At 72.0% G+C, this 9,820-nt stretch carries 13 protein-coding genes; 10 read left to right on the forward strand and 3 right to left on the reverse strand.

Annotated features, from left to right (window positions below; genetic code table 11):
• The 8 genes from ABYE80_RS11895 to ABYE80_RS11930 all read left to right on the forward strand — a co-directional run.
• Positions 1-234, forward strand: a 234-nt coding sequence (locus ABYE80_RS11895) for an NAD(P)H-hydrate dehydratase (RefSeq protein WP_372790497.1), incomplete at its 5' end; no start/stop codon positions are given.
• A gap of 10 nt (positions 235-244) precedes the next feature.
• Positions 245-709: a CBS domain-containing protein gene (locus tag ABYE80_RS11900; RefSeq protein ID WP_372790498.1), complete on the forward strand. Its 465-nt coding sequence runs from the start codon at positions 245-247 to the stop codon at positions 707-709.
• Entirely contained in the window at positions 709-1,833 is a 1,125-nt protein-coding gene (gene alr / locus ABYE80_RS11905) for an alanine racemase (protein ID WP_372790499.1), read from the forward strand. Before ABYE80_RS11900 ends, alr begins: the two co-directional genes overlap by 1 nt.
• Positions 1,830-3,236, forward strand: a complete 1,407-nt coding sequence (locus tag ABYE80_RS11910; RefSeq protein WP_372790500.1) for an HD domain-containing protein — start codon at positions 1,830-1,832, stop codon at positions 3,234-3,236. The genes alr and ABYE80_RS11910 overlap by 4 nt, the downstream gene beginning before the upstream one ends.
• 25 nt (positions 3,237-3,261) lie before the next feature.
• The gene (locus tag ABYE80_RS11915; protein WP_372790501.1) at positions 3,262-3,684 is read left to right on the forward strand and encodes an HIT family protein; all 423 of its coding nucleotides are present in this window, start codon (positions 3,262-3,264) and stop codon (positions 3,682-3,684) included.
• Positions 3,681-4,472 carry an enoyl-CoA hydratase/isomerase family protein gene (locus tag ABYE80_RS11920; RefSeq protein ID WP_372790502.1) on the forward strand — a complete coding sequence of 264 codons (792 nt, stop codon included), beginning with the start codon at positions 3,681-3,683 and terminating at the stop codon, positions 4,470-4,472. The genes ABYE80_RS11915 and ABYE80_RS11920 overlap by 4 nt, the downstream gene beginning before the upstream one ends.
• Positions 4,473-4,478: 6 nt before the next feature.
• Positions 4,479-5,303 (forward strand): alpha/beta fold hydrolase, encoded by an 825-nt coding sequence (locus ABYE80_RS11925; protein ID WP_372790503.1) that lies wholly within the window; start codon positions 4,479-4,481, stop codon positions 5,301-5,303.
• A 17-nt stretch (positions 5,304-5,320) separates the two neighbouring features.
• The gene (locus ABYE80_RS11930) at positions 5,321-5,887 is read left to right on the forward strand and encodes a hypothetical protein (RefSeq protein WP_372790504.1); all 567 of its coding nucleotides are present in this window, start codon (positions 5,321-5,323) and stop codon (positions 5,885-5,887) included.
• 28 nt (positions 5,888-5,915) lie between these two features.
• Here ABYE80_RS11930 and ABYE80_RS11935 read toward each other — a convergent pair whose 3' ends face one another.
• The 3 genes from ABYE80_RS11935 to ABYE80_RS11945 are packed head-to-tail and all read right to left on the reverse strand — an operon-like array spanning position 5,916 to position 8,436.
• Entirely contained in the window at positions 5,916-6,680 is a 765-nt protein-coding gene (locus ABYE80_RS11935) for an ABC transporter permease (protein WP_372790505.1), read from the reverse strand.
• Positions 6,677-7,444 (reverse strand): ABC transporter permease, encoded by a 768-nt coding sequence (locus tag ABYE80_RS11940; RefSeq protein WP_372790506.1) that lies wholly within the window; start codon positions 7,442-7,444, stop codon positions 6,677-6,679. The genes ABYE80_RS11935 and ABYE80_RS11940 overlap by 4 nt, the downstream gene beginning before the upstream one ends.
• A complete protein-coding gene (locus ABYE80_RS11945; RefSeq protein ID WP_372790507.1) occupies positions 7,441-8,436 on the reverse strand; it encodes an ATP-binding cassette domain-containing protein in 996 nt (331 codons plus the stop codon). Before ABYE80_RS11945 ends, ABYE80_RS11940 begins: the two co-directional genes overlap by 4 nt.
• Positions 8,437-8,516: 80 nt before the next feature.
• On the opposite strand from ABYE80_RS11945, the gene ABYE80_RS11950 reads away from it, so the two are divergent.
• Together ABYE80_RS11950 and ABYE80_RS11955 are read left to right on the forward strand one after the other, a co-directional pair.
• A complete protein-coding gene (locus ABYE80_RS11950) occupies positions 8,517-9,173 on the forward strand; it encodes a hypothetical protein (RefSeq protein WP_372790508.1) in 657 nt (218 codons plus the stop codon).
• A gap of 53 nt (positions 9,174-9,226) precedes the next feature.
• Positions 9,227-9,820: cytochrome P450 (locus ABYE80_RS11955; RefSeq protein ID WP_372790509.1), on the forward strand; the 594-nt coding region annotated here is incomplete at its 3' end.

Genomic DNA, 9,820 nt, shown 5'->3' on the forward strand with positions numbered 1-9,820 from the left:
AGTCAGGGCGGTGCCCCGGGGCTCGCGACCGCGGGAACGGGAGACGTGCTCTCCGGCGTCGTCGCGGCCCTCCTGGCGAAGGACCTCGACCCGTTCACGGCCGCGTGCACGGGGGTGCAGCTGCACCTCCGCGCCGGCGTCCTGGCTGCCGAGCAGCACGGCGTGGACAGCGTCATCGCCGGCGATGTCGTGGCGGCGCTCGGCCGTGCCCGGGCCGACGCGTCCGACAGGTAGGCTGCCCCGCATGGCCCAGCAGACCGTCGCCGAGATCATGGACGCCGACCCGATCACGGTCGAGCCCGACACCGACGTCGAGACGGCGATCCGGCTCATGCGAGGGAACGAGCTCCCGGGCCTGCCCGTGATCAACGACGGGGGCCGCTGCGTCGGCATCGTCACGGAGCGCGACCTGATCATCGCCGACGAGCAGGGCGACCTGCATCTCCCGCACTACATCGAGCTGTTCGGCGGCATCGTGTTCCTCGAGTCGCTGCACCGCTTCGAGGGCCGCCTGCGCAAGGCGTTCGCGTCGAAGGTGCGGGACCTCATGACCGAGGACCCCGACACGATCGACGTCACCGCGACGGTGCGTGACGCCGCGAAGCTGATCGCCTCGAGCGGGCACAACCGGCTGCCGGTCGTCGAGCACGGTCGCTTCGTCGGCCTCGTCACCCGGATCGACGTGCTCGCGGCGCTCGCCGAGGAGTGATGGAGCGAGCACAGGCGACGATCGACATCGACGCGATCGCCGCGAACGTGCGGCGGTTGCGCGCCACCGTGGCCGGGAAGGCGGCCCTGGCGGCCGTCGTGAAGGCCGACGGGTACGGGCACGGCGCCGTCCGCTCCGCTCGGGCGGCCCAGGCGGGCGGTGCCGACTGGATCGCCGTCGTCGCCGCGAAGGAGGCGGTCGACCTGCGGGACGCCGGGATCACCGGACCGATCCTGATCATGGGGGCGCTGACGCCGGACGAGATTTCCGTCGCACTCGGAGCCGGCGCCGACGTCGTCGCCTGGACGCCGGAGTTCCTGGAGGCCGTCGCCGCGACGGCGCCCACCGGACGGCCCGCACGCGTGCACGTCAAGCTCGACACCGGGATGGGGCGCCTGGGGACGCGCGACCCGCGCGTGGCCGACGCGTTGGTGCGCCGCGCGATCGAGGCGCCGGAGCTCCAGGCCGTCGGACTGATGACGCACTTCGCGACCGCAGACGAGCGGGGTGACGCGTTCATGCCCGAGCAGCTCGAGCGGTTCCTCGCGTGGTGCGAACCGCTGAAGGCGGCGCATCCGGACCTCGTGCGCCACGCCGCCAACAGCGCGGCCACACTGCGCGAGCCGGCGGCGCACCTGGACCTCGTGCGCTGCGGCATCGCGATCTACGGCATGGATCCGTTCGGCGAGGATCCCGACGCGGCCGGCCTGCGCCCAGCCCTCGGACTGACCTCCTACGTGGCGGCGGTGAAGGCCTGTGCCGCCGGGCAGAGCGTCGGCTACGGCCGCCGGTTCGTCGCCGACCAGGACACCGTGATCGCGACGGTGCCGATCGGGTACGGGGACGGGTGGCGCCGCGGTCTCACCGGTGCGGCCGACGTCCTGATCGCCGGCCGCCGCTTCCCGCAGGTCGGCACGGTCAGCATGGACAACGTGACGGTCGACCTGGGGCCGGACGGGGCCGGGGTCACGGTGGGCGACGAGGTCACCTTGCTCGGGCGCGACGGCGACGAGCGCATCCTGGCGGAGGATCTCGCGGCCGCCCTCGGGACGATCAACTACGAGGTCACCTGCGGTCTCCTGCCGCGGGTGCCCCGCGTGACCTCCGGCGGTGCGGCGGCGTGAGCGAGGCGCTCGACGCTGCCCGTGCGGCCCTCAGGGACGAGTCCGTCTGGCTCGTCGGAGGCGCGGTCCGCGACCGCCTGCTGGGCCGTGCGATCGACGACATCGACCTCGTGGTCGACGGAGACGTCCGGGCGGCGGCCCGTCATCTGGCCCTCGCGGTCGGCGGGCCCGCCTTCGCGCTGTCCGACACGCACGGGGCATGGCGCGTCATCGGCCCCGACCGCGCGTGGCAGATCGATCTCGCACCCATGCGCGGAACGGGTATCGAGGAGGACCTGGCGCTCCGGGACTTCACCGTCAACGCGATCGCCGAACCGCTGGCCGGCGGCCGGCTGATCGATCCGCACGATGGCGCCGGGGACATCCGGCGCCATCGTCTCCGCATGGTCACGGGGGCGTCGTTCCCCGACGATCCGCTGCGTGTCCTGCGCCTGGCGCGGTTCGCCTGCGAGCTCGGGCTCGAGCCCGAACCGCCCACGATCCTCGCGGCTCGTGAACACGCCCCGGGGATCGAGCGCGTGGCTGCCGAGCGGGTCTTCGCCGAGTTCCGTCGCGTCGTCGCCAGCGACCGCGCGGTCCACGGGCTCGAGCTCATGGCCGACCTGGGCCTGAGCGCCCGGATCCTGCCGGAGCTCGAGGCCCTGCGCGGTGTGGAGCAGAACGCCTACCACGACCGTGACGTGCACGACCACACGTTGGCCGTGCTCGAGGCCGTCTGCGCCCTGCAGGACGACCCCGGCGCGACCCTCGGCGAGCAGCACGGGGCCGCGATCGCCGCGTTCCTCGACGAGCCGCTCGCCGACGAGCTGACACGCGGGACCGCGCTGCGGCTGGGCGCCCTCCTGCACGACATCGCCAAGCCGGCGACCCAGCTGCGGGCCGACGACGGCCAGGTGCTGGGGTTCCCGCGCCACGACGAGCTCGGCGCGACCGTCACCCGCGAGATCCTCACGCGGCTGCGCGCGAGCGAGCGCCTGCGGAGCCACGTCGCGTTGCTGTCGCGGCATCACCTGCGGCTCGGGTTCCTGGTGCACCACCGCCCGGTCGACGACCGCCGCCTGTTCGACTACCTGGTGCGGACCGATCCGGTGACGCTCGACGTCACGCTCCTGAGCGTCGCCGACCGCCTGGCCACCACCGGACGCAAGAGCGAGGAGGCCACGGAGATCCATCTCGACCTGGCCCGTGAGCTGCTGCCGGCGATCCGCGCGTGGCAGGACGGCGATCGTCCGCAGGCGATCATGCGCGGCGACGAGCTGGCCCAGGCCGTCGGGCTCGCACCCGGCCCCGTCCTCGGCGAGCTGCTGCGCGAGGTGGCCGCGGCCCACTACGCGCAGGAGATCGGGACCCCCGAGCAGGCCGTCGCGCACGCACGAGCCTGGCTGGCGGCTCGCGGCCACTGATCGCGCATCCCGTAGGGTCCCGGCCATGCCAGCCGATCCCGACTGCATCTTCTGCAAGATCCTCCAGGGCGAGATCCCGTCCACGCGGATCGCCGAGACCGAGCGCGCGATCGCGTTCATGGACATCAACCCGGGGACCGCGGGCCACGCCCTGGTCATCCCGCGCGAGCACAGCACCGACCTGCTGGACATCCCGGCCGAGGATCTCCACGCGTGCACCGATCTGGCGCGTGAGATCGCCGCCCGCGCCAAGGACCGGCTGGGAGCTGACGGCGTCAACCTCCTGAACTGCTGCGGAGAGGACGCGTGGCAGTCCGTGTTCCACTTCCATCTGCACGTGATCCCGCGCTACAAGGACCAACCGGACAAGGACGACCTGCGCCTGCCGTGGGTCCCGACGCCCGGTGACATGGACGACATCCGCGCGACCGGGGAGAAGCTGGCATGAGCGTGACCCACACCTTCGGGCCCGTCCGGCTCGAGCAGAGCGACCCGCTGGCCGTCATGACCTTCGACAGCCCACCGCTCAACCTCTTCGACCAGGCGATGATGGACGGGTTCACGCAGGCCGCCGCCGCGCTTGCGGCCGAGCCGCCCCGCGGGCTCCTGATCCGTGCGGAGGGCAAGGTGGTGAGCGGCGGCGTCGACGTCCACGTCTTCGAGGGCCTCACCCCCGAGCAGGGCGCGGCCATGTGGGACGCCCTGTTCGTCCCCCTGCAGCAGATCGAGGACCTGCCGTGTCCGACGATCTTCGCGGCGCAGGGCCTGTGCCTCACCGCGGCGTTCGAGATCAGCCTCGCGTGCGATCTGCTGGTGGCCTCGGAGAAGGCCCGGTTCGGGCTCGTGGAGATCGTCGTGGGTCTCACCCCGAGCATGGGCGGTCCGCAGCGGCTCGCCGAGCGGGCGGGACCGGCGCGGGCTCGGGAGCTGATCTACACCGGGGAGCTCTACGACGCGGCGACGCTCGCGTCGTGGAACGTCGTCAACCGCGTGCTGCCGGCCGACGGCTTCGACGAGGCTGCCCGGTCGTTCGCGATGCGCATCGCCGGCGGCCCGACGAAGGCCCACCACGCCACCAAGCAGCTCGTGCGGGCCGGGGTCCGGCAGGACCCGCGCGCCGCGGACGCCCTCGTGGGGGAGATCAGCGGACCGCTGTTCGCCACCGAGGACCTCCGCAACGCGGTCCGCTCGTTCCTGACGGACGGGCCGGGCAAGGCGACCTTCCAGGGCCGCTGAGCAGCGGTGCCGTTCGCCGAGCACAACGGCACCCGGATCCACTATCGCGAGGTCGGGGACGGCCCCGACACCATGCTCCTGATCATGGGGCTCGGGGGCAGCGGCAACGCGTGGTGGCGGCTGCTGCCCCATCTCGAGCCGCGGCTGCGGCTGCTGGTCATGGACAACCGCGGGACGGGGGAGAGCGATCCGGTCCGCGGGATCCTGAGCCTCCGGGATCTCGTCGGGGACGCGCTCGCGGTGCTGGACCACGCGGGCATGGAGGCCGCCCACGTCCATGGGGTGTCGATGGGCGGGATGATCGCCCAGCACCTGGCGCTGGACCACCCCGACCGTGTCCGGTCGCTGCTGCTGGGGTGCACCACGGCCGTGGCCCGCTCCGGGCAGCCCCCGTGGCGGCTGCTGGGGGCGAGCGCCCTGCGCCCGCTCCTGGGGCCGGAGAGGTCCTGGCCGGTGCTGTCCCGTGTGCTCTACGCGCCCCAGACGTTCGAGGCCGCCCCCGAGCGCATCGCGGAGGACCTCGAGATGCGGGTGCGCGACGCCACGCCGCCCGCGACGGTGTATGCCCAGCTGCTCGCGATCGCGCGCCACGACGTCCGCGACCGGCTGTTCCATCTCGGGCGCTTCCCCGTCACCGTGGTCCACGGCGAGGAGGACCGGCTCGTGGCGCCTCACCACGGGCGCGCCCTTGCATCGGCGATCCCGGGCGCCCGGTTCGTCATGATTCCCGCATGCGGCCATCTGATGACCACGGACGCCGAGGGCGCCACCGCGGACGCGGTGCACATGCACCTCGATCGCTGCGCCGTGCCCGGAACACCGGTGCCCTGACCGTCCTGGGCGTCGTCGTGACCGCCGGTGCCGTCGCCGTGGCTGCGATCTCGACACGTCCGGTCGTGGTGCGGGACTCGCGCACCGACGCGGCCAGCAAGGCCATCGACCTGATGCGCGTGCAGCTCGGTCGGGCGTCCGACGGCAGGCTGCGTGCCGCGGTGACGGCGACCGAGTCGTGGGCCCCGAAGGACCTGGTGGCCTCCAAGGGGGGGCCGCCGGGCTCGATCTGCCTGCGGCTGTACACCGGCGGCAGCAAGGTCGAGGGCGTCGTGCCCGACTACCTGGTGTGCATCACCGCGACCAAGAGCGGCAAGAAGCTGCGCGGCAGCGTCCTGCGCGAGCGCACCAACGACTTCCCGGAGCGCGTGACCGGCGCGAAGGTGACCCGGTCGAGCAAGCGCACGGTGGTCGTCAAGTTCTCGCAGAGCTCGATCGGCAAGCCCGCGACGGTGCGGTTCTCCGCCGAGTCGACACGCGCCGGCTGCACCCGCACGAGCTGCGTCGACGCTGCGCCGAACCTGCCGACGGTCGGCACGGTGAAGCTGCGCGAGCCCTCGGCGACGACGAACCGCCCGGAGTGAGCCGGGCCGGGGACGGTGTCCCCGGCACTCAGATGCCGTAGCGCCGCAGCCCGCGTACGGCGAGCGCGCCGAAGATCGCCAGCAGGCCCGCCAGCGACAGGAACGCGGGCCACGTGTCGGCCCACGTGACCTGGCCGACGAAGCCCTGGCGGACCCCCTCGAGGATCAGCGTCACGGGGTTGAACGTGGCGAAGACCTCGAGCCAGTTGGCGAGGAGTTCCTTGGGCGCGTACGAGGTCGAGAACAGGACCGCGATGAAGTTGCCCATCTGCATGAGTGGCGCCGCCTGCTGGGAACGGAACCGCAGCGCGAGGATCACGCCCCAGCACGCCATCAGGCACGCGAAGCCCATGACGAGCGGGACCGCCACGAGGAGCTCCAGGAAGCCCGGGAAGTCGACGCCCAGGAGCACCGCGACGATGAACAGGAACGTTCCGGGCAGCAGGGACCGCAGGCCGGCGCTCGCGACGATGCCCGAGAGCAGCGCCGCCCGCGGGGACGGACAGAGCAGGAGACGGTCGAACCAGCCCTGTTCGATGTCGCGGGCGAGGTTCACCCCGGTCGCCGCGCCGGTGAACCCGGCGCCCTGCAGGAGGCCCACCGGGACGATGAACGTCAGGAAGTCCTCGCTCGTGAAACCGGGGAGGTTCGCGGCCTTCCCGAACACGCTCGCCAACCCGACCATGAAGATCGTGGGCGCGAGGACGCCGGGGATCGCGGCCCCGGGCACGCGGGTGATCTCGTTGAGGGCGCGGAACATGAGCGCGCGCACGATGAGGAGGTTGGCGGTCATGCGTCACGCAGCCTTCCGCGGAGGGCGAGCACGGAGAGGGCGGTCCCGGCCACCGCGACGAGTCCGGCGGCGGCCAGTCCCTCGAGGACCGGTGCCGCGTTGACCGTCGAGATGATCGGGTCGCGCAGGCCGTCGGCGATGTAGCTCAGCGGGTTGTACTCGGCGATCGTGTCGGACGGGCTGCTGAGCAGCGCACGCGGGAAGAACGCGCTGCTGATGAAGAGCACGACGAACACCAGCGGGAAGATGCCCTGCACGGTCGATGCGCTCTTGGCGCGAAGCGCGAGGGTCGTCCCGATCGCGCCGAACCCGATCCCCGCGAGGGTGCCGATCCCGAGCATCACGAGCAGTCCTTCGAAGCCGCCCTTGATGCTGGCGCCGAACACCAGTCCGAGGACCACGAAGTAGGCGATCTGCGCGACCGCCAGCACCGCGGTCGTGATCAGCCGCCCGAGGACGATCGCCGTGCGCGGGATCGGCGCGGCGACCATGCGGTCGAAGAACCCGCCCTCGATCTCCAGGGCCATGGCGATCCCGGAGCTCACGCCTCCGAGCATGAGGGACTGGGTGATCGCGGCGGCGAGCTGGAAGTCCAGGAAGCCGTCGACCTCGGGGAACCCCGGCAGGTCGGTGGTGCGGTTCAGGCCGCCCACGTTCACGGCCAGGAACAAGGTGGGGAAGATGATCAGGGGGGCGAGGAACTGCGGTCGCCGGAAGGCGTTGCGCAGCCCGCGCCGGCCGAGCGCGACCGACGCGCGGATCATGCCGGCTCCACCGCGGGGGGGACCGCGACCCCGTGGGCGTCGGCAGCGGCGTCCGTCCCCTCGAGGTGATGCCCGGTCTTCTTCACGAACACGTCGTCGAGCGAGGGTTCCACGACCTGCAGCGCCGCGACGTCGATCCCGGCGTCGTCGAGTGCCCGGACGACCGGCGCGATCGCCTTGGCGCCTCCGTCCACGGCGAACGACAGGTCGGCGTTCTCGGTCGACGGACGTTCGTCCCCGAACCCGGCCAGCAGCGTCCGGGCCTGCTCGAGCCGGTCGGGGTCGACGAGGGAGACGTTCAGCCGCGGACGGTCGATCTCCGCCTTGAGCGACGCGGGCGTCCCCTCGGCGACGATCTGCCCCTGGTTGATGATCCCGACCCGGTCGGCGAGCTGGTCGGCCTCCTCCAGGTACTGGGTCGTGAGGAAGACGGTCGTCCCCTCGCCCTTGAGCCGCCGGACCTCCTCCCAGAGCGTGAGCCGCGACACCGGGTCCAGCCCGGTCGTCGGCTCGTCGAGGAAGAGGACCTCCGGCTCGTGCACGAGGGCCATGGCGAGATCGAGGCGTCGGCGCATGCCACCCGAGTAGGTCGCCACGCGGCGGTCCTGCGCCTGGGTCAGCCCGACGCGCTCGATGAGCTCCTGCGTGCGGCCGGCGACGTCGCGTGGCGAGATGCCGTGCAGGGTGGCCTGGAGCTCGACGAGCTCGCGGCCGGTCATCAGGAGGTCCAGCGACGCCTCCTGGAGCGCCACGCCGATCCGGCGGCGTACCTGCGCCGGCTCGGTCGCCACGTCGAATCCGGCGACGGTCGCGCGGCCGCCCGTCGGTCGCAGCAGCGTCACGAGCATCCGGACCGTCGTCGTCTTCCCGGCGCCGTTGGGCCCGAGGAAGCCGTAGACCTCGCCCGCCTGCACGTGGAGGTCGACGCCGGCCACTGCCTTGAGGCCGCCCCTGTACTCGCGTTCCAGCCCGACCGTTTCGATTGCGCTCATGGCAACGCGCAAGTCTATTGCGCGCGCAACTTCTGGGTCGTCGCGCACCTTCGCGAGCGGGGTTGTGTTCAATGGGGGTGATGAAGCGATCGATGAAGGCCACGATGATGGCCGCTCTCACCGTGTTCGCCGTGCCCGCAGCGGCTCTGGCCACCCTCACGGAGCAGGGCGAGCTCGCCGACTACCCGATGCCCAAGCCGGCCTGTCCGGACCGCCCGTGCCTGGCGATCAGCAAGACGTCCGGGTACCAGGCCAAGGTCGAGACGACCCGCAGCGTCCACGTGATCCCGCGCGACGGGCGCATCGTGGCGTGGAGCGTGAGCCTCGGCAAGCCCGGGACCGACCAGACGAAGTTCTTCAACGAGAACCTCGGAGGCGAGTCACGCGCCCAGATCACGATCCTGCGGCCGGGCAACAAGCTCTACTACCGCAACGTGCACCAGGGGGAGCCGCAGAAGCTCTCCAAGTACTTCGGTCAGACGGTGCAGTTCGCGCTCGAGAAGACGATCCCGGTCAAGAAGGGCTGGGTCATCGGGCTGACGGTTCCCACGTGGGCGCCGGCGCTCGCCGTGAACCTCCCGGGGACCACGTCGTGGCGCGCGAGCCGCAAGAAGGGCAAGTGCAACGACTTCGACCGTCAGACGGCGCAGACCAAGGAGATGGGGATCTCCCAGTTCTACTGCCTGTACCGCACGGCTCGACTCACCTACACCGCGACGCTGATCTCCACGCCGTAGAGCCGCTCGACACCCCCACGGCAGCAGGGTCCACCGCCCGCGACGGGCGCGGGATGCCTGGTGTCGCGGGGCTGCCGCCGCGCCCACAGCTCTCGCGGTACATGATGGACGTGGGCTTCCTGGTCAAGCCCACGCGGTTCTTCGACGCCTGCGCGGCCGACTGCGGGGACTTCTTCACCCTGCGGCCGCAGAAGGACCGCGTCCTCGTCGTCACGAGCGATCCGGCGACCGTGCGGGAGGTCTTCACCGGCGACCCGGCCGTCCTGCACGCGGGTGAGGGCAACATCGTCCTGGCCCCGATCCTGGGGCCGGGCTCGACGTTGCTGCTGGACGGCGCCGAGCACCTGCGGCATCGGAAGATGCTGCTGCCGCCGTTCCACGGCGAGCGCATGCGGCGCTACGGAGCGGTCATGGACGAGATCGCGTCCCGGCACATCGGGGGCTGGCCACGCGGGCGGCGGTTCCCCGTCCTGCCGAGCATGCAGGCGATCACGTTGGAGATCATCATCCGCGCCGTGTTCGGCATCACTGACCCGGCTCGTGTCGAGCGCGTGGCAGCGCCGTTGCGCCAGGTGCTGGACCTCGTCGGAACCCGGCGCAACGTGGTCGCCCTCGGGCTCACGCAGGGGCGCAGAGGTCGCCTGAGC

It is taken from the genome of Paraconexibacter sp. (assembly GCF_041602235.1).
Taxonomy (GTDB): Bacteria; Actinomycetota; Thermoleophilia; order Solirubrobacterales; family Solirubrobacteraceae; genus Paraconexibacter.

Coding starts and splice junctions, on each gene's coding strand:
- ABYE80_RS11900 (WP_372790498.1), top strand. CDS start 245: ATGGCCCAGCAGACCGTCGCCGAGATCATGGACGCCGACCCGATCACG.
- alr (WP_372790499.1), top strand. CDS start 709: ATGGAGCGAGCACAGGCGACGATCGACATCGACGCGATCGCCGCGAAC.
- ABYE80_RS11915 (WP_372790501.1), top strand. CDS start 3,262: ATGCCAGCCGATCCCGACTGCATCTTCTGCAAGATCCTCCAGGGCGAG.
- ABYE80_RS11920 (WP_372790502.1), top strand. CDS start 3,681: ATGAGCGTGACCCACACCTTCGGGCCCGTCCGGCTCGAGCAGAGCGAC.
- ABYE80_RS11935 (WP_372790505.1), bottom strand. CDS start 6,680: ATGACCGCCAACCTCCTCATCGTGCGCGCGCTCATGTTCCGCGCCCTC.
- ABYE80_RS11940 (WP_372790506.1), bottom strand. CDS start 7,444: ATGATCCGCGCGTCGGTCGCGCTCGGCCGGCGCGGGCTGCGCAACGCC.
- ABYE80_RS11945 (WP_372790507.1), bottom strand. CDS start 8,436: ATGAGCGCAATCGAAACGGTCGGGCTGGAACGCGAGTACAGGGGCGGC.
- ABYE80_RS11950 (WP_372790508.1), top strand. CDS start 8,517: ATGAAGCGATCGATGAAGGCCACGATGATGGCCGCTCTCACCGTGTTC.